The following is an 18603-nucleotide window of genomic DNA, read 5'->3' as shown; positions in this document are numbered from 1 at the left end:
CAACCCTCCCCGCCCCAGTTGTTCAGGATGGCTGCCGTGTTGTGGATCATCAACGGCGTGGTGAGGTACTCCCAGCGGGTCATGTCTCTCCTCGATCGGGCGCTCCGCACGGAGAGGCGGAGGCGCAGGGGATGCTCATGGCGGGCCCCAAGTGAAGCTCGCTCACAGTTTCCCCGCTTACCTTCGATCCTATGCCTGAACCACGTACCCCCGCGAAGACGGTCGCGCAGAGCGTCCTCGGCTTCGTCGGCTTGAGCGTCGCCGCCGGTGTGCTCGCCACCGCCGCGGTCACCCCTGCCATCGCGATGACCGGTCTCGCCACCTCCACGGGCATCTCCGTCTTCGACGGTCTCCCCGACTACCTCCAGCTCGACTCGCTCGCCCAGAAGTCGAGCATCTACGCCAAGGACTCCGCCGGCAACCCGGTGCTCCTCGCCTCCTTCTACGACCAGAACCGGATCGAGGACAGCTGGGACCAGATCTCCCAGTTCGCGAAGGACGCCGCGGTCTCGGCCGAGGACCCCCGCTTCTTCGAACACGGTGGCATCGACCTCGCGGGCACCGTCCGGGCGGTCGTCAACAACGCCGCCGGCGGGTCGACGCAAGGTGGCTCCTCCATCACGCAGCAGTACGTGAAGAACGTCCTGGTGCAGAAGGCCGAGGCGATCCCCGACAAGAAGGAGAGCGACGCGGCCTACGAGGAGGCGACCGCGACGACCCCGGAGCGCAAGCTCAAGGAGATGCGACTCGCGATCGGTCTCGAGAAGACGTACGGCAAGGAGGACATCCTCCGCGGGTACCTCAACATCTCCGGTTTCGGCGGACGCGTCTACGGGATCGAGGCGGCGTCCAACTACTACTTCAACACCACGGCGGCCAACCTCACGCTGGAGCAGGCGGCGACACTGCTGGCGATCGTCAACAATCCCGAGAACCTCAGGATCGACAAGCCCGACAGCGCCGACAACGGCGCGGCCAACGGCTACGCCCTGACGAAGACGCGTCGGGACTACGTCCTCGACCAGATGCTCAAGGAGCAGAAGATCTCCAAGGAGCAGCACGACACCGCCGTGGCGATCCCGATCACCCCGACGATCGTGCCTCCCATCACCGGTTGTTCCGCAGCCGGGTCATCCGCCTACTTCTGTGACTACGTGACGAACGTGCTGCAGAACAACGAGATCTTCGGCGCCACACAGGACGAACGGTGGACGAACTTCAAGCGCGGCGGGTACAGCGTGTTCACGACGCTCGACCTCGACCTCCAGGCCGCGTCGCAGGCCGCGATCGACGAGTACGTGCCGAAGACGACCACCGAGCTCGACCTCGGTGCCGTCTCGGTGAGTGTCCAGCCGGGCAGTGGCCGGATCCTCGCCATGGCCCAGAACAAGGACTACTCGCAGGATCCCGACGTGCTCGCGACGGGTTCCAACTACAGCGCCATCAACTACAACACCGATCAGGCCTACGGCGGATCGGCGGGCTTCCAGCCCGGGTCGACGTACAAGATCTTCACCCTGACGGACTGGCTGAAGTCGGGCAAGGGCGTCAACGAGTCGATCAACGCGAACCGTCGATCCGACTGGGGCACCTTCACCAACAGTTGCGTCCCGGGTGGGAGGGAGCAGGCCGAGGCCGGGTGGAGTCCGCGGAACGACGAGGGAGAATCCGGGTCCTACACCGTCAGACGCGCGACGCAGCAGTCGATCAACACCGCGTTCATCGCGATGGCGCAGGAGCTCGACCTCTGCGACATCAGCAAGACCGCCGAGTCGATGGGCGTGCACCGTGCCGACGGCGCACCGTTGAACAACTCCCCCGCGACCGTGCTCGGCACGAACGAGGTCGCCCCGCTGAGCATGGCGACCGCCTTCGCGACGCTCGCCGCCGGCGGCAAGACGTGCGACCCGATCGCGATCGACTCGATCACGAAGCCCGACGGTTCCACCGCCGAGGTCCCCTCGGCGAATTGCCGTCAATCCGTCGATGCGAAAGTGGCGGCGGCGGCCGACGACGTCCTCCAAGGCGTCGTCTCCAACGGCACCGCGTCCGCTTCGGGCGCCCGCACCGACGGCGTCGGTGAGCTGATCGGCAAGACCGGCACCACCGACAACGCCGAGGCGACCTGGATGAGCGGCGCGAGCACGACGGTCGCGACGGTCGTCGGCACCTTCAACGTCAGCGGACACGTCAACCTCCGCGACACCTACATCGGCGGAACCCAGGTCGCGTCCATGCGGCACTACATCTGGCCGGCGGTCATGTCCGCCGCGCTCGCCAAGTATCCGGGTGGCGACTTCCCCGAGGCGGACCGCGCGACGCTGCAGGGCGACGGTTCCGGCAGTAGCGAGGAGGACTCGACGCCCGCTCCGACACCCACCGCCGACCCGACGCAGGCCCCGAGCGAGGTGCCGACACCGGCACCGGGCGACGGCGCGGACACCGATGGGACCGGCGAGGACGGCGGGCCCGCAGCCCCTGGGAACGGCGGCGGAGCCGGGAACGGGAACGGGAACGGCTCGCCCGGATGATCGGATGCGGCTGCCGGTCGCACGCCGACCGACAGTCGCGTCGCGTCGCCCGGCGGCAACGATCGGGTTTCAACGCAGCCCTGAGCGGGCCTTTTTCAGGATTGTCGCTTAGCATCGATCCATGCCTCAACAACATCGCACGGCCACCGGTGTGCTCGGCGGCTTCCTCGGCTTCCTCGGCCTGAGTGTCGCCGCGGGCGTCCTCGTCACCGCCACGGTCACCCCGGCGCTCGCCGTCACGGGGATCGCGACCAACAGCACGATCAACGTGTTCGACGGTCTGCCCGACTACCTGGCCCTCGACGAGCTGGCGCAGAAGTCCAACATCTACGCGACCGACAGCGCCGGTACGCCGCAGCTGCTCGCGTCGTTCTACACGCAGAACCGCATCGAGGTCGGTTGGGACCAGATCAACCAGTTCGTGAAGGACGCGGCCGTCTCGGCCGAGGACCCGCGCTTCTACGAGCACGGCGGTGTCGACCTCACGGGTACGATCCGCGCGGCCGCGATCAGCCTGTCCGGCAACGACCTCCAGGGTGGTTCGTCGATCACGCAGCAGTACGTGAAGAACGTGCTCGTGCAGAAGGCCGAGGCGATCACCGACAAGGAGAAGATGGAGGCCGCGTACGACGAGGCCACCAAGACCACTCCGGAGCGCAAGCTCAAGGAGATGCGCATGGCCATCGGCCTCGAGAAGCGCTATGGCAAGCAGGACATCCTCCGGGGCTACCTGAACATCGCCGGCTTCGGCGGCCGTACCTACGGCATCGAAGCCGCAGCGAACTACTACTTCAACACGACCGCGGCGAACCTCAACCTGGAGCAGGCCGCGACGCTGATGGCGATCGTGAACAACCCCGAGACGCTGCGTCTCGACCGCCCCGAGAGCGAGACCAACGGCGCGGCCAACGGGTACGCGCTGACGAAGGACCGCCGCGATTACGTCCTCAAGCAGATGATCAAGGAGGGCAAGATCACGCAGGAGCAGTTCGACGTGGCCATCGCCACCGTGATCACGCCCACGATCACGCCGGCCAGCACGGGTTGCCAGACGGCCGTGAACATCAGCCCCGGCTCCGGGTTCTTCTGCGACTACGTCACCCGCGTGTTCCAGAACAACCCGATCTTCGGTGAGACCGAGGACGAGCGGTGGGCGGCGTTCAACCGCGGCGGCTACAGCGTGTTCACCACACTCGACCTCGACCTGCAGTGGGCCGCACAGAGCGCGCTCGACGCGTACATCCCGCACGCGAGCGACCAGCTCGACATCGGAGCGGTCGCCGTCACGGTCCAGCCGAAGACCGGTCGGATCCTCGCGATGGCGCAGAACAAGGACTACACGAACGATCCGGAGATCGCTGCGACCGGAGCGAACTTCAGCGGCGTCAACTACAACACCGACTACGACTACGGCGGGTCCAGCGGTTTCCAGCCCGGCTCGACGTACAAGACCTTCACCCTCGCCGAGTGGCTGAAGGAGGGCCACGGCCTGAATGAGGGCGTCGACGGTCGCAAGCGCTCGCCGTGGGGTACGTTCAAGGACTCCTGCGCCGACGGCGGCACGGTCTACGCAGGTTCCGACTGGAACCCCGGCAACGACGAGGGCGGCAACGGCGGGTACTACACCGCCATGCAGTCCACCAAGAACTCGATCAACACGGGCTTCATCGCCATGTCGAAGCAGCTCGACCTCTGTGGCATCCGCAAGACGGCCGAGTCGATGGGCGTGCACCGCGCCGACGGCGGGCCGCTCCTGCAGTCCCCTGCCACCGTGCTCGGCACGAACGAGGTCGCCCCGCTCAGCATGGCGACGGCCTTCGCGACCTTCGCCTCCGGCGGTATCACCTGCGACCCGATCGCGATCGACCGCGTCGTCAAGCCCGACGGCTCCGAGATCCCCGTCCCCGCGGCGAACTGCCGTCAAGGGCTCGAGCCAAATGTGGCGTCGACGGCGAACGTCGCCCTCAAGGCGACCTTCAATGGCGGCACGACGAGTTCTTCCACTGTCGGCGACGGCATTCCGCTGATCGGTAAGACGGGCACGACCGACAACAACGAGGCGACCTGGATGAGTGGCGCAAGCACCTCCGCTGCCACGATCGTCGGTGTGTTCAACGCGACCGGACACGTCAACCTCCGGCGCACGTACTTCGACGGCACGCAGGTGGCCGTACTCCGTCACTCCATCTGGCCGAAGATCATGAGGGTCGCCAACGGCAAGTACGGCGGCACAGAGTTCGGCGACCCGGATCCATCCCTCATCAACGGCCAGTCCGTCCAGGTGCCGGACGTCGCCGGGAAGTCCATCGAGGAGGCACAGAAGATCCTCGAGGATGCCGGCTTCGGCTTCGCGAACGGCGGCGCCGCCGACTCCGCCCTCCCCGTGGGTCAGGCTGCCAGCACCAACCCTGCAGGCACGGTCCCGAAGGGCTCGATCATCACCGTCTACACGAGCAACGGCCTGGTGGGCGTCATCCCCGATGTGAGCGCTGCCGCCAGCTTCGACGAGGCGAAGGCGGCCATCCAGGGTGCCGGGTTCTCGAACGTGGGTCAGAAGTGCGTCGCGGATCCCGCGGCTACGGCCACGAAGGTGACCGGCGTGGATCCACCAGCCGGATCCCAGGCGAAGAAGGACGCGAAGATCACGGTGTCGATCACGAAGGACAAGTGTTGACGCTCTGACGCGATGACGAAGGGCCCGGTCGGATGTCGACCGGGCCCTTCGTCGTAGCCGCGGATGCGCTCCGGGCGTCTTCGGAGGGGTCAGCGGGTACGCTCGTGGGACGGTCGGCACCACTCGACGACCGAGGAGGAGACGATCGATGGCGGCACCCATGAGCACCGGCGGCAGACTCGGAACGGCAGCGGCCGTCGTGGCAGGCCTCGGGGCCCTCACCTTCGGGTACGCGTCGGTGATCGAGCGCAACGCCTTCACGCTGCGCAGGGTGACCGCTCCGGTCCTCCCGCCCGATGCCGAGCCGATCACCGTGCTGCACCTCTCCGACCTCCACATGGCACCCTGGCAGCGCCGGAAGCAGGCCTGGCTGCGGTCGCTGGCGGATCTCCGGCCGGACGTCGTGATCAACACGGGCGACAACCTGGGACATGAGCAGGGCATCGACGGGATCCGGGCTGCGCTCTCGGTGTTCGCCGGGGTTCCGGGGGCGTTCGTGCACGGCTCGAACGACTACTACGGTCCGACCGCGAAGAACCCCTTCAAGTACTTCACACAGACCTCCTCGAAGCACGTCTCCCCGACGACGCTCGACACGGGCGCGCTCGAGCGGTTCTTCATGGACGAACTCGGCTGGATCGACCTCAACAACGCGGTCGGTGAGATCTCGGTCGGCGGGACCCGCCTCGACCTGTTCGGCGTCGACGACCCGCACAAGCACTTCGACCGCCTGGACACGCTCACGGCACTCATCGACGAGCGACTGGACGCCGAGACGTTGGAGACCGACGACCCGTCGCTGGCACACACCGTGACGGTGGGCGTGATGCACGCTCCGTATCGGCGAGTCCTCGACGCGTTCGTGACGCAGGGGGCGCAGTTCATCTTCGCCGGGCACACTCACGGTGGTCAGGTCTGCGTGCCGGGCTACGGGGCACTCGTGACGAACTGCGACATCCCGCGCAAGCAGGTGAAGGGGCTCAGCGTCTGGCGCCACGCCCTCCGCTCGGCGTACCTGAACGTGTCGGCGGGTGTCGGCACGTCCATCTATGCGCCCGTGCGCTTCGCCTGCCGGCCGGAAGCGTCGCTCGTGACGCTCCTCCCCCGTCGCACGGTGGTCTGACCGGGCCGGACTGCCCTTCGACAGGCTCAGGGACCGGGACCTTCCAAGCTGTGCTGTCGGGGTAGCGGGATGTGCAACCCGCCAGCCCGAGAAACAGAGAAGCCCGGCGGATACTTGCGTATCTGCCGGGCTTTGCTGTCGGGGTAGCGGGATGTGCAACCCGCCAGCCCAGCGGACCGCCAGCCCACGAAAACAGAGAAGCCCGGCCAGACAATCTCTTGTCTGACCGGGCTTTGCTGTCGGGGTAGCGGGATTTGAACCCACGACCTCTTCGTCCCGAACGAAGCGCGCTACCAAACTGCGCCACACCCCGATGGCCCGAAGGCCTTGTCTAGGATAGCCGATTTTTCAGCGGCTGTTCGCCACTTCCTGGAATCGGTGCATCCCGGACCGGATCAGCCGGACGCCGCCATCGCCGCCCGGCCGATCCGTGCTCTCACGCCTGCTGACGGCGACGTACGACCACGGTGCCGACCGCGGCGGCACCGACGGCGAGGAGCCCACCGGCCACCCATGGGAGGGCGGTTCCAGCGAACCCGGTGTCGGCGAGGGCGTTACCCCCGGCAGACGGGTCGGAGGCCGATGCGGCGGCCGCAGCGGCATCCGCGGGGTCCAGGACGGTGAAGTCCGATGAATCGGTCACGGTGCCCTGGGTCGCGGTCAGCGTGTAGGTGCCCGCGGGGTCCGCAGCCGTGTCGATGGAGACCTGGATGTCTCCGGCGGCGTCAGCGACGGTCGACAGCGTGCGAGCGGAGACGCCGGCCACCGAGGAGTCGATGGTGATCGACACGGTCTGGTTCGCGGCCCAGAAGTCCGAGCACGAGTACGAGACCGCCGCGCCGCGCGCGACGCTCGCCGGCGTGATCGAGTTACAGCTGCCTGGACCGTAGCTGTCGCCCTCGACCGCGTTGGCTGCGGTGGGCAGCGCGACGACGGCGAGGAGGACGAGTGCGGCGGCGGAGAGAGTTCGTTTCATGTGCGGGCCCCTAGGTGTGCGGATGGCGCATGCGCGGCGTGATGCGACATGCGGACACGGCCTGGAGCGGAGCGCTGTTCACTCGTGGCCTCCATGGCCGTCATCATGCTAGGGCAGCCGTCATCCCTCCAGGGCTGAACTTCCGCGGAATTCCGCGGATGTGACCACCTTTGGGGGTACGCCCTGTCCGCCTGACGCCACGCCGGGTGAGGACCGTGCCAGGCCGAAGCCCAGGAGGGTGAGGTGCCCTCCCTTCAGGCCGTGGTCCGAGCGGAGGACCGCTCGGACCACGCATCCCGAACGACGGATCAGGCCGTCTTGCGGCGACGGATCGCCATCGCTCCGACGACGCCGGCACCGACGACGAGGAGGCCTCCGCCGATCCACGGCAGGGCTCCACCGTCGAAGCCGGTCGAGGCGAACTCGCGCTCCGAGACCTGGAACGAGGCACTCTCCGTGGTGGCGCCCTGGGTCGCCGTGACCATGCAGGTGCCGGAGGCGGTCTTGCTGGTCTCGATCGTCACCGCGAACGCGCGGGCGGCGTCGGCGCTGAACGTGCCGGACGTGGGTACGGCGCTCTGCTCGGCGGCCTGCTCGGTCGCTCCGGCGGTGTTCGGCTTCGCAGCGGGAATGCTGCAGCCGGGCCCGGCGACGGTGACCGTCACCGGAGTGCCGGGGTCGAAGGTGCCGTCGCAGCGGAAGACGGTCGACTCCCCCTGGGTCACCGACACCGGTGTGAGGGTCGCACAGCCGGCAGGGCCGTAGGTGGACGAGTCGGTCGCTGCGCTCGCGGCGGTCGGGGCCGCGAAGACTGCCAGGAGGCAGAGCGATGCTAGGGCAAGGGTGCGCTTCATGTTGATATCCCCAAGGAACGTCGAATACCCCCTGCGTCCGCCGATTTCGGGTGGGCGTCCGCGCGAGGTTCCCCAGGGTCACGAATTCGGGTGCGTGGCTTCCTGAGGTGTTGTCATGCTATGTCAGGAGCCGCACCGAGGGAAGGCTGAAATGGTCGTTTTGCCCGTGATTCCGGGGGTTGTGACCAGGTTTGGGGGTACATCGGAGGCCTTCGGAGCGAGCACCGTGAAGACGAGTTCCGTTGTCGCCCCCGGAGTGAGGGTCACGTCGGTCTGGGCGTAGAGACGACCGTTCGGGTCGGTCACGGCCTTGACCGGCAGGTCCTCGCCGTCGCTCGCACCGAGCAGGCTCGCACCCAGCGGGCCGTGGATCACGACGCGCGTCGCGATGTCTCCTGCGGGGGTGCCGAACCGCCCACCCGCGGTCACGTAGTCGGGCAGGGAGGTCGCGGCGTCCGCCGGTGCGGTGGACGTCAGGGTGACGGCGACGACGTATTCGGCGCCCTGTTTCGTGCACCGGGCGTCGCGGATGTCGACCTTCGTCTCCAGGTAGTAGTCCATCTTCGCGCGGGTCAGGTCTTCGAGGTAGACCCCGGTGTACACGGCTGCGTCGTCGGTCGCCGGTGGGATCCCGGCGAGGCTCGTCTCGGCGATCAACGCCTGTTCGGTGGGGACCGCACTCCACACGTGGAGACGGTTCTCCGCACCGGACGCGGACAGGGCCTGGACGAGGGCGCCGGGGTCGGGCGAGCGGGAGATCATGCCCTCGAACACCTCACCCGAGACCGCGGCGAAGAACGCGTCCTGCACGAGCCGGTCGGGGAACCGGGCGTAGACGTCACTCAACAGTGTCTTCGCCGCATTGTCGGCGGTGAGCTCGGTGCCGTCCGGGAGGTTCACGGGTCCGGTCGCCTCCAACAGATGTGCGAGGACATACGGGTCGACGGCGACGACGGTGTCGATGGGCACGCCGAAGACCTGGGTCCCCATGGCTGCGGCGAGCTCGCCGGTGCGGCTGAAGTCGACCGTGAGGTTGGTGTCCTGGATGTACCGGCCGAGGTTGTCGGTGTAGACGTTCTGTTCGAACGGGGTGAGCGGTAGCACGGGGGCGGGGAATCCGGAGAAGTCGTCGCTCCCCCTGGTCCCGACGAAGGAGATGACGCCGTTCTCCGCATGGAGGAGGGCCACCGCTCCGGCGATGCCGCCACTCGAGCGCAGCTCCGCGTTGTTCTGGATCATCACCATGATGTTCCGAGGTCCGGCGCCGCCCGCCATGTCCGGCAGGAGCGCCGTCGCCCGCGCCGCGGTGTCGAGCATCGTGGAGGCACCGGTGATCGTCCGGGTGAGCTTCTCGACGGCGTCGGCGACCACCGGCAGCGCACCGTCAGTGCCGATCGTGTCCACGCGCCCGGCGATGGTGTCAGCCGCTGCGGCCGCCTCGGCCACGGTCGGCGCGACGGTGCGGAGCGGCTCCGTCGCGATCGATCCGTCCCCGGGGAGCAGGGACGACAGGTTGACCTGATCGGCGATCGCCACGACCTTCGGCACGACATCGACCGCGACGTCGTCGGTCGCAGCGGCAGCCTGTCGCACTGCGGAGAAGTTCACGCCGAGGAACGGGACCGCCTCGGCCGCCCGCCAGATGGGATCACTCGTCAGGGACACCGCCTCGCCGGTGTGCGTGGTGAGGGCACGCTGCGTGGCCTCGGTGCCGCTCGCGTCGCCGTCGAGCACGGCCGATTGGAGCGACTTCGCCTCCGACTGGGCGGCTTCGAGCGCGTTCTTCGCCAGGGACGCCCGGACGCCGAGCCAGGCTCCGAGCGCGAGGACGACGAGGAGGACGGCGAGTGCGATCCACCACAGTCGCGAACGCCGTCGACCGGGCAGGCGGATGCCGGCCGTCGCCGGGCGTGGGTCAGCCAAGAGTGCTCCTTGTTCGGGTAGGCACAGCCTAACCGCCGGATGACGGCCACCGAAGGACGGTGCACGCCCCCTTTCAGGGGTGGACGGCACACGCGGCAACCGGGCTCACGACCGCTCATGGCCTACGATTGCGAGGTGCTGTCAGCACCCTCGTCGACCGATCTGGAGCCGCACCGCAGATGACCCGCACGCCGCGCATCGTGATCGGGATCCTGCTGCTGCTCTGCCTGTGCGTCATGCTCGGCATCGCGTTCTGGCCGACGCCCGTCGACGCCGACGGCCGGACGACGCTGCTGGCGATCCTCGATCGCTTGCAGGCTGCGGGCGCGCCGACCTGGTTCGACTACCGCTTCGTCGAATCGGCCGCGAACGTCGTGCTGTTCATCCCGCTCGGCGCCCTGCTCGCCCTGGAGCTGCCCTTGCGGCTCTGGTGGGTCGCGCCACTGACGACGACCCTGTTCTCGATCGCGATCGAACTCGGACAGACCCTGCTCCCCGAGCGGGTCGCGACGATCGCCGACGTCTACGCCAATGGGGCCGGAGGCCTGCTCGGCGCGACGATCGTGCTCGTCGTCCGGCTACTCGTCACCGGTCACGGACGACCGAGACCGACGTAACGCCACCCGGCGCCCCGCCAGGCGTCCACGTCGAGGCAGTTGCGTCCGTCCACGATCGTCTTGCCCGCAGTCAGCTCGGCGACGGCCGAGGGGTCCAGGGCGCGGAACGCCTTCCACTCGGTCACGACCACGACGATGTCCGCGTCCGTCACGGCCTCTTCCGCCGAGTCCGCGAACGTCAGCTGCGGGTGGAGTCGACGCGCGTTGGGGACCGCTTCCGGATCGAAGGCGAGCACCTTCGCACCCAGTCCGTTGAGGCCGACGGCGACGTCGAGGGCCGGCGAGTCTCGGACGTCGTCGCTGTCGGGCTTGAACGCGAGCCCGAGCACCGCGACCCGCTTCTGGTAGGCGCTCCCGCCGAGCTCCTCGACGACGAGGTCGATGACGCGCTGACGACGACGCAGGTTGATCGCGTCGACCTCCTTGAGGAAGGCCACCGACTCCCCACGACCGAGCTCTTCGGCGCGAGCGGTGAAGGCGCGGATGTCCTTCGGCAGGCAGCCGCCGCCGAACCCGACACCGGCGTTGAGGAAGCGGCGACCGATCCGGGCGTCGTAGCCGATCGCGTCGGCGAGCTCCGTGACGTCGGCGTCGGTGACCTCGGCGATCTCCGCCATCGCGTTGATAAAGGAGATCTTCGTGGCGAGGAACGCGTTCGCGGCGACCTTCACGAGCTCCGCGGTCGAGTACCCGGTGGCGACGAGCGGCGTGCCGGTGGAGAGTGCCTGCGCGTAGACCTCGTCGAAGGCGGCTCGCGCGACGGCGGCGTCCTCGGGAGCCGGCGGCAGCCCGTACACGAGTCGGTCGGGCGCGATCGTGTCCTGCACGGCGAAGCCCTCCCGCAGGAACTCGGGGTTCCAGGCGAGCACGGCGCCGGTCGGGGCGACGAGTTCGGCCAGGCGCGCAGCGGTGCCGACGGGGACGGTCGACTTGCCGACGACGACGTCTCCTGCCGACAGATGCGGCAGGAGGGCCGTCACCGCGGCGTCCACGTACCGCAGGTCAGCCGCGTTGGAGCCGGCCTTCTGCGGTGTGCCGACCGCGACGAAGTGCATGGTGGCCCCGGCCGCGTCGGCCATGTCCGTGCTGAACCGCAGGCGGCCCGACTCGACGCCGGCCAGCAGCAGCTCCGGCAGGCCGGGCTCGAAGATCGGCGAGCGTCCGGCGGAGAGCGCCTCGATCTTGGCGGGGTCGACGTCGATGCCGACGACCTCGTGCCCGATCGACGCCATGGCGGCCGCGTGCACGGCCCCGAGGTAGCCGCAGCCGATGACGGAGAGCTTCATGCGTGTGATCCTTCGCTGGTGGGAGGTGCGGTGGGCGTGCTGGACAGGCGACCGCCGGACTCCTGCAGGTAGCAGACGCCGCAGAGCGATTCGTAGGTGACGGTGGTGCCGTCGATGGCGACCTGGTCGCCGTCGAACACGAAGGTGTCGCCGAACCGGCGGCCGTTGAAGATCGCCTTCCGACCGCACCGGCAGATCGTCTTGAGCTCCTCGAGGCTGTGGGCCACCTCGAGGAGGCGGCGGCTCCCGGGGAACGCGACGGTCTGGAAGTCGGTCCGGATGCCGTAGGCGAGGACCGGGATGCCCTCGAGCAGCGCGATGCGCAGCAGGTCGTCGACCTGTTCCCCGTGGAGGAACTGGGCTTCGTCGACGAGCAGGCAGCTGACGTCCTCGCCGGTCTCCTGCACGACGCGGCGACGGTGCTCCGCGAACACCCGGACGGCGTCGTCGTCAGGGCCGAGCAGGAAGTCGGCGTCGCGGGTCACGCCGAGGCGACTGACGATGGCGGCGTCGCCCTTCGTGTCGAGGGACGGCTTGGCGAGGAGGACGCGGTGGCCGCGCTCCTCGTAGTTGAACGCCGCCTGGAGCAAGGCGGTGCTCTTGCCGGAGTTCATCGCCCCGTATCGGAAGTACAGTTTCGCCACCAGGCAAGCTTAGGGTTCCAGGGCTGCACCTGTCGCATCCGACGACGGGCCGGGCGAGCACCCGTGTCGGGGCTACAGCGAGATGTCGAGGGCCTCGGCGGTGCTCTCGAGGACCTTCGCCGCCGTCTCGGGGACGTCGTTCAGCGTCGAGCCGTAGGTCGGGATCATCTCCCGGAGCCTCGGCTCCCACGCGGTCATCCGGTCGGGGAAGCACTTGCGCAGGACGTCGAGCATGATCGGCACTGCCGTCGACGCGCCGGGGGAAGCGCCCAGCAGTCCCGCGATCGTGCCGTCCGCACCCGTGATGACCTCGGTGCCGAACTGCAGGACGCCGCCCTTGGCCTTGTCCTTCTTCATGACCTGGGCTCGCTGCCCGGCCTCGATGAGGTACCAGTCCTCGTCCTTCGCCGTCGGCAGGAACTCGCGGAGGCTGTCCATCTTCTGCTTCCGGGACTGCAGGAGCTGCCCGATGAGGTACGTGATGAGACTCGGGTTGTCCTTCGCGACCGCCAGCATCGGGAGGAGGTTGTGCGGGCGCACCTGGGTGACGAGGTCGAGCATCGATCCGCGCTTGAGGAACTTCGGGCTGAACGTCGCGTACGGGCCGAAGAGGAGGCTCGCCTGACCGTCGACGACGCGGGTGTCGAGGTGCGGGACCGACATCGGCGGGGCCCCGACCGAGGCCTGGCTGTAGACCTTGGCCTGGTGCTTCGAGACCACCGCGGGATTGTCGGTGCGGAGGAACTGCCCACCGATGGGGAAGACGCCGTAGCCCTTGATCTCGGGGATCCCGGACTTCTGCAGCAGCTTGAGCGCCCATCCGCCGGCGCCGACGAAGACGAAGCGGGCGTTGATCTCCATCGGTGATCGTCCGAGCGTCTGGCGGCCTCGGATGCGCCACGTGCCGTCCTTCAGCCGCTTGAGCGAGCGGACCTCGTGGTTGGTGCGGACGTGGGCGTTCGGCGCTGCGCCGAAGAGCTTGTGCGTGAGCGACCCGAAGTCGACGTCGGTGCCCGCGGTGATCCGGGTGGCCGCGATGCGCTCACCGACGGCGCGACGGTTGATGAGGAGCGGAGCCCATTCGGCGATGACGGCCGGGTCCTCCGAGAACTCGATGCCGGCGAAGAGCGGCTGGTCCTTGAGCGCCTCGTAACGCTTCCGCAGGTATTCGACGTCCTTCTCGCCGCGGACGAACGTCATGTGCGGGGTCGGGTTGATGAAGGTGTCGGGTGCGCCGAGCAGACCCTCCTCGACGAGGTGGGACCAGAACTGGCGGCTGAGCTGGAACTGCTCGTTGATGCCGATAGCCTTCGCCGGGTCGACCTGGCCGTGGGCGTCCTGGGGCATGTAGTTGAGCTCGCACAGCGCGGCGTGGCCCGTCCCGGCGTTGTTCCAGGGGTTGGAGCTCTCGAGTGCGACGTCGCTCAGGCGCTCGTACACCTCGACCTTCCAGTCAGGCTGCACCTGGTGGATGAGGGCGGCGAGCGTGGCGCTCATGATGCCACCACCAATGAGGGCTACGTCGATGGTTTCGGTCACCAGAGCAGTCTAGTCGCGGCGAGGCCCGAGCTCTCCACCCGCGTGCTGTCGCTGATCGCATGCTGTGAGATCGCTCGATGTCGAGACACTTCGGCCCGACTGCCCGACCGCCGGGTCAGCGTCCGGGGAGCGCGGGGGTGAGGGCGTCGAGCTCCTCGAGCATGCGCTGCGCGAGGTGCGCGTACCCGGCGTCGCTCGGGTGGAGGCCGTCGGCGGAGATCCACGTCGCCGGGTCCTCGTCCAGCCAGTGCGACGCCCCGGAGATGTAGTCGGCCCCGATGGTGTCGGCGGCGTCGTGCACCCATCCGATGATCTGTTCGACGGAGGCCGGTCGCTCAGCGGTGTACCACCAGGGCTCCACCACGATGATGCGGGTGCCGGGCAGCCCGTCGCGCAGCCGCTGGAACTCCGGCAGGATCGCCTCCCGGATCGCCTGCTCGTTGCCGGTCCACTCGAAGTTGTCGTTGATGCCGAGCGCGACGATGAGGACCTCGGGGTGCTGCGCGATGACGTCCGCCGTGACATCGCCGACCTTGTCGCGTTTGCGGACGAACCCGAGACCCGGGTAGCCGGCGTTGTACTCCGTCCAGCCCTCGGCCTTCGCGACGAGCGAGGACCAACGGGCGGCCGGCGACGACGCTGCCGAGCCCTTCGTGTACGAGTCGCCGTAGAACGCGACGAGCGGTCCGACGGCGACCTCGGACCCGGAGGTGTCGGCGCGGGCGACCGTCGTCTGCTGGACATCGGCACGCAGGCCACTCACGGTGATCACCGCGGTGACGGCGATGGCGGCCGCGATGAACGCGGCCAACCACCGTCGGCGCAGGCGTGGTCGCTGGCGGGCCATGTCGTCGTCCCCGATCGGGTGGAGGGAGGGCCGGTCAGACCGTTGCGGACTGTGCGAGCAGCTCGGCGGCGACGATCTCAGCGATCTGCACCGCGTTGAGGGCCGCACCCTTGCGCAGGTTGTCGTTCGAGATGAACAGCGCGAGGCCCTTGCCGGCCGGCGCACTCTGGTCGGGACGGATGCGCCCCACGAACGACGGGTCCGCACCGGCGGCCTCGAGCGGCGTCGGAACGTCCGACAGCTGGACGCCCGGAGCGTCACGGAGCAGCTCGATCGCACGTTCCGGCGACAGGTCGCCCGAGAACTCGGCGTTGATGGCGAGCGAGTGGCCGGTGAACACGGGCACGCGCACGCAGGTGCCCGACACGAGCAGCTCGGGGAGCTCGAGGATCTTCCGGCTCTCGTTGCGGAGCTTCTTCTCCTCGTCGGTCTCGCCCAGGCCGTCGTCGACGATCGAGCCGGCGAGCGGGATGACGTCGAAGGCGATCGGGGCGACGTACTTCTCGGGAGCCGGGAACTCGATCGCCGAACCGTCGTGGACGAGTCGGGTGAGGTCGCCCTGGGCGACCGCGGCCTCGATCTGGCCGGCGAGTTCAGCCGCGCCGGCGAGTCCGGACCCGGAGACGGCCTGGTAGGTGTTGACGATGAGGCGGGTGAGCCCGGCCTCGGCGTCGAGGACCTTGAGGACCGGCATGGCCGCCATGGTCGTGCAGTTGGGGTTCGCGACGATGCCCTTGACCGCGTCCTTGATGGCGTGCGGGTTCACCTCGCTGACGACGAGCGGGACCTCGGGATCCATCCGCCACGCGCTCGAGTTGTCGATGACGAGCGCACCGGCGGCGGCGAACCGCGGAGCCTGCGTGCGGGAGCCGGTCGCGCCAGCCGAGAACAGGGCGATGTCGATGCCGCTCGGGTCGGCCGTCTCGACGTCCTCGACGACGATGTCCTGGCCACGGAACGGGAGCGTCGTGCCCGCCGAACGAGCCGTCGCGAAGAAGCGGATCTCGCTGATCGGGAACTCGCGGTCCTCCAGCAGGCGGCGCATGACCTTGCCGACCTGACCGGTCGCTCCGACGACACCGACACGTACACCGTTGCTCATGGGGATTCCTCTGGTTTCAGGGGTTGTTGTGAACCATCTTGCATCAGGATCGGCCAGGCTCCGGCCCCTGAGCCTGTCGAAGGGCGGTTCCGGAACCTGTGGACGAGCCGGCTCAGCGGCCGGTGCCACCGTGGACGACGGCTTCATCCTCGCCGTCGAGACCGAACGCGGAGTGGACCACGTTCGCGGCCTTGTTGAGGGTGTCGGCGCGCGTCACGACCGAGATGCGGATCTCGCTGGTGGAGATCATCTCGATGTTGATGCCCGCAGCGCTGAGCGCCTCGAAGAGCTTCGCCGAGACGCCGGTGTTCGTGCGCATGCCGGCACCGACGAGGGCGAGCTTGCCGATCTGGTCGTCGTGCTGGATGGCCGAGAAGCCCACCCGCTCCTGCTCGGCTGCGAGCGCGCGGAGGACCTGCTGCGCCTCGGGCTTCGGCAGGGTGAACGAGATGTCGGTGACGCCGGAGACGGCGGTCGACACGTTCTGGACGATCATGTCGACGTTGCCGCCCGACTTCGCGACGATGGTGAAGATCTCCGCCGCCTTGCCCGGCAGGTCGGGGACGCCGACGACGGTGATCTTGGCTTCGCTGAGGTCTGTCGCGACTCCGGCGACGATGGGCTGCTCCATGGGTGCCTCACCTGCTCCTGGGTTGTTGCGGCCCGCGTCGTTGAGGACGAGCGTGCCTTCGTTGTTGTTGAAGGACGACCGGACGTGGAGCGTCACGCCGTGGCGGCGTGCGTACTCGACGGCGCGGATGTAAAGGACCTTGGCGCCCGAGGCCGCGAGCTCCAGCATCTCCTCGCTGGAGATGCGGTCGATCTTCCGGGCTTTCGGGACGACGCGGGGGTCGGAGGTGAAGATGCCGTCGACGTCGGTGTAGATCTCGCAGACGTCGGCGTCGAGGGCGGCGGCGAGCGCGACGGCCGTGGTGTCGGAGCCGCCACGACCGAGCGTGGTGATGTCGCGGGTGTCACGGTTGAAGCCCTGGAAACCGGCGACGATGACGATGGCGCCGTCGTCGAGGGCCTCGCGCAGGCGCACTGGGGTGACGTCGACGATGCGCGCTGCACCGTGCTGGGCGTCGGTGATCATGCCGGCCTGGCTGCCGGTGAAGGAGCGTGCGACGTAGCCCATGCTGCTGATCGCCATGGCGAGGAGTGCCATCGAGATGCGCTCGCCGCTGGACAGCAGCATGTCGAGCTCGCGGGGCGCCGGGATGGGCGTCACTTCGTGGGCGAGGTCGAGCAGTTCGTCGGTCGTGTCGCCCATCGCCGAGACGGCGACGACGACCTCGTTGCCCGCTTTGCGGGTCTCCACGATGCGCTTCGCCACGCGCTTGATGCTCTCGGCGTCCGCGACGGAGGACCCGCCGAACTTCTGCACGATCAATGCCATCGGATCTCCTGGGGAAGTCGGTGCGGGCACGAGCGGCCCAGCGATCATCCTACCCATCCGGGCATTCCGCGCCGTTCATGTGACGAAGGGCACCCTCACCCGCTCCGGGGCAGGAGATCCGCCTCGCAGCAGGACGCTTCGGCCCGTCGGGTCCTGCTGTCGGGCCGATCTCCTGCGGCGGGGAGGCGGATGTGCCTCGGTAGGGTTGGCCTATGCAGCAGGAAGACGCGCGGGTGCTCGCGACGGTGCGACGCCTCTGGCAGGGACTCGCCTCGCCGACCGCGCGGTTCTCCGCCGGCCGCGTCGCCGTCGTCGTGAACGCCGGCTCGATGGCGTGCCCGCCCGGATGGATCGGCGTCGTCGAGATCGACGGCAGCGCCCTCGCGATCGTGCCCGACGAGGACACCGCCAGGCGGCTCGCCATCGAGGACGAATCGCCGAGGAGCGTCGGGACGGTCGAGTTCCTCCGCTCGCGCGTGCAGGTCGCGGAGGTCCTCGGGCCGGCGACGCTCGACTACCTGCTGCCCGGGCGGTTCCGACCGGCCGAGGAGATCGACGTGGTGGCGAGCAAGGCGAGCGACCCGGCCATCGAGTCCCTGCTGTCGAAGGTGGGCGATGACGAGGCCTCGGAGAGCGGGATCTTCGGCATCACCTCGCCGCTGTTCTCGGTGCGCGAGCACGGTCGGGTCCTCGCCGTCGCCGGCTACCGGTCGTGGCCCTTGGGCGTCGCGCACGTCACGGCGTTGACCGCACCGGAGGCTCGCGGGACCGGTCTCGCGACCCGGCTCGCCTCGACCGCGGTCGAGCACGCCCTCGCAGCCGGACTCCTCCCCCAGTGGCGGGCCGCCGACACGAACCCCGGCTCACGCGCCGTCGCCCGCAAGCTCGGCTTCTCCGCGATCGGACGACAGTTGTCGGCCCGGCCGGTGGTCGCTGAGTGGCCGGCGCCCTCCGCCGACGCCTGAGGCGCGCCCGGCTGCCCTGACTCAGGAGTCCCTCGGCACGGCGCAACCCACCAGCCCCGACACACCGGCCGACTCCTGAGCAAGGGCCGATGGCAAAAGGGGGTGGAGGGGCGGGCGAGGAGG

Annotated in this window: 14 protein-coding genes and 1 tRNA gene; 5 read left to right on the top strand and 10 right to left on the bottom strand. The window is 68.7% G+C overall.

Going from position 1 to position 18603, the window contains the following annotated elements:
* Positions 1 to 191 precede the first annotated feature (191 nt).
* From A4X17_RS12965 to A4X17_RS12955, 3 genes are all read left to right on the top strand, one after another.
* Positions 192 to 2531 carry a transglycosylase domain-containing protein gene (locus tag A4X17_RS12965; RefSeq protein ID WP_064296103.1) on the top strand — a complete coding sequence of 780 codons (2340 nt, stop codon included), beginning with the start codon at positions 192 to 194 and terminating at the stop codon, positions 2529 to 2531.
* A gap of 121 nt (positions 2532 to 2652) precedes the next feature.
* Complete coding sequence (locus A4X17_RS12960; RefSeq protein ID WP_138945022.1) at positions 2653 to 5205, top strand: transglycosylase domain-containing protein; 2553 nt, start codon at positions 2653 to 2655, stop codon at positions 5203 to 5205.
* Positions 5206 to 5353: 148 nt separating this feature from the next.
* Entirely contained in the window at positions 5354 to 6328 is a 975-nt protein-coding gene (locus A4X17_RS12955; protein WP_231884382.1) for a metallophosphoesterase, read from the top strand.
* 239 nt (positions 6329 to 6567) lie between these two features.
* Here A4X17_RS12955 and A4X17_RS12950 read toward each other — a convergent pair.
* From A4X17_RS12950 to A4X17_RS12935, 4 genes are all read right to left on the bottom strand, one after another.
* Positions 6568 to 6641 (bottom strand) — tRNA-Pro (locus tag A4X17_RS12950).
* Between the two features lie 123 nt (positions 6642 to 6764).
* Complete coding sequence (locus A4X17_RS12945) at positions 6765 to 7304, bottom strand: hypothetical protein (protein WP_064296100.1); 540 nt, start codon at positions 7302 to 7304, stop codon at positions 6765 to 6767.
* Positions 7305 to 7612: 308 nt separating this feature from the next.
* A complete protein-coding gene (locus tag A4X17_RS12940; protein WP_064296099.1) occupies positions 7613 to 8158 on the bottom strand; it encodes a hypothetical protein in 546 nt (181 codons plus the stop codon).
* A gap of 123 nt (positions 8159 to 8281) precedes the next feature.
* On the bottom strand, positions 8282 to 10081 hold the full coding sequence (locus A4X17_RS12935; RefSeq protein WP_064296098.1) for a DUF4012 domain-containing protein: 1800 nt from the start codon (positions 10079 to 10081) through the stop codon (positions 8282 to 8284).
* A gap of 179 nt (positions 10082 to 10260) precedes the next feature.
* Here A4X17_RS12935 and A4X17_RS12930 point away from each other — a divergent pair, with 179 nt between their 5' ends.
* Positions 10261 to 10698 carry a VanZ family protein gene (locus A4X17_RS12930; RefSeq protein ID WP_064296097.1) on the top strand — a complete coding sequence of 146 codons (438 nt, stop codon included), beginning with the start codon at positions 10261 to 10263 and terminating at the stop codon, positions 10696 to 10698.
* On the opposite strand, the gene A4X17_RS12925 is transcribed toward A4X17_RS12930, so the two are convergent.
* The 6 genes from A4X17_RS12925 to A4X17_RS12900 form a co-directional block, all read right to left on the bottom strand.
* Positions 10674 to 11984 (bottom strand): UDP-glucose/GDP-mannose dehydrogenase family protein, encoded by a 1311-nt coding sequence (locus A4X17_RS12925; RefSeq protein ID WP_064296096.1) that lies wholly within the window; start codon positions 11982 to 11984, stop codon positions 10674 to 10676. The genes A4X17_RS12930 and A4X17_RS12925 overlap by 25 nt on opposite strands.
* Positions 11981 to 12628: a thymidine kinase gene (locus A4X17_RS12920; protein ID WP_064296095.1), complete on the bottom strand. Its 648-nt coding sequence runs from the start codon at positions 12626 to 12628 to the stop codon at positions 11981 to 11983. The genes A4X17_RS12925 and A4X17_RS12920 overlap by 4 nt, the downstream gene beginning before the upstream one ends.
* 72 nt (positions 12629 to 12700) lie before the next feature.
* Positions 12701 to 14167 carry a malate:quinone oxidoreductase gene (locus tag A4X17_RS12915; RefSeq protein ID WP_064296094.1) on the bottom strand — a complete coding sequence of 489 codons (1467 nt, stop codon included), beginning with the start codon at positions 14165 to 14167 and terminating at the stop codon, positions 12701 to 12703.
* A gap of 115 nt (positions 14168 to 14282) precedes the next feature.
* Positions 14283 to 15014: an SGNH/GDSL hydrolase family protein gene (locus A4X17_RS12910; protein ID WP_082916156.1), complete on the bottom strand. Its 732-nt coding sequence runs from the start codon at positions 15012 to 15014 to the stop codon at positions 14283 to 14285.
* A gap of 34 nt (positions 15015 to 15048) precedes the next feature.
* Positions 15049 to 16116, bottom strand: a complete 1068-nt coding sequence (locus A4X17_RS12905; protein WP_064296093.1) for an aspartate-semialdehyde dehydrogenase — start codon at positions 16114 to 16116, stop codon at positions 15049 to 15051.
* Positions 16117 to 16228: 112 nt separating this feature from the next.
* A complete protein-coding gene (locus A4X17_RS12900) occupies positions 16229 to 17515 on the bottom strand; it encodes an aspartate kinase (RefSeq protein ID WP_064296092.1) in 1287 nt (428 codons plus the stop codon).
* Positions 17516 to 17727: 212 nt separating this feature from the next.
* On the opposite strand from A4X17_RS12900, the gene A4X17_RS12895 reads away from it, so the two are divergent.
* The gene (locus A4X17_RS12895; RefSeq protein WP_064296091.1) at positions 17728 to 18480 is read left to right on the top strand and encodes a GNAT family N-acetyltransferase; all 753 of its coding nucleotides are present in this window, start codon (positions 17728 to 17730) and stop codon (positions 18478 to 18480) included.
* The last annotated feature ends 123 nt before the right edge of the window (positions 18481 to 18603 follow it).

Origin of the sequence: Plantibacter sp. H53 (genome assembly GCF_001650455.1) — a bacterium.
GTDB lineage: Bacteria > Actinomycetota > Actinomycetes > Actinomycetales > Microbacteriaceae > Plantibacter > Plantibacter flavus_A.
This window is presented reverse-complemented; position numbering and strand designations above follow the sequence as displayed.

Bases quoted from the DNA above. Each gene is read 5' to 3' on its own strand.
- A4X17_RS12965 (WP_064296103.1), top strand. From the start codon at position 192: ATGCCTGAACCACGTACCCCCGCGAAGACGGTCGCGCAGAGCGTCCTC.
- A4X17_RS12960 (WP_138945022.1), top strand. From the start codon at position 2,653: ATGCCTCAACAACATCGCACGGCCACCGGTGTGCTCGGCGGCTTCCTC.
- A4X17_RS12955 (WP_231884382.1), top strand. From the start codon at position 5,354: ATGGCGGCACCCATGAGCACCGGCGGCAGACTCGGAACGGCAGCGGCC.
- A4X17_RS12945 (WP_064296100.1), bottom strand. From the start codon at position 7,304: ATGAAACGAACTCTCTCCGCCGCCGCACTCGTCCTCCTCGCCGTCGTC.
- A4X17_RS12940 (WP_064296099.1), bottom strand. From the start codon at position 8,158: ATGAAGCGCACCCTTGCCCTAGCATCGCTCTGCCTCCTGGCAGTCTTC.
- A4X17_RS12930 (WP_064296097.1), top strand. From the start codon at position 10,261: ATGACCCGCACGCCGCGCATCGTGATCGGGATCCTGCTGCTGCTCTGC.
- A4X17_RS12925 (WP_064296096.1), bottom strand. From the start codon at position 11,984: ATGAAGCTCTCCGTCATCGGCTGCGGCTACCTCGGGGCCGTGCACGCG.
- A4X17_RS12910 (WP_082916156.1), bottom strand. From the start codon at position 15,014: ATGGCCCGCCAGCGACCACGCCTGCGCCGACGGTGGTTGGCCGCGTTC.
- A4X17_RS12905 (WP_064296093.1), bottom strand. From the start codon at position 16,116: ATGAGCAACGGTGTACGTGTCGGTGTCGTCGGAGCGACCGGTCAGGTC.
- A4X17_RS12900 (WP_064296092.1), bottom strand. From the start codon at position 17,515: ATGGCATTGATCGTGCAGAAGTTCGGCGGGTCCTCCGTCGCGGACGCC.
- A4X17_RS12895 (WP_064296091.1), top strand. From the start codon at position 17,728: ATGCAGCAGGAAGACGCGCGGGTGCTCGCGACGGTGCGACGCCTCTGG.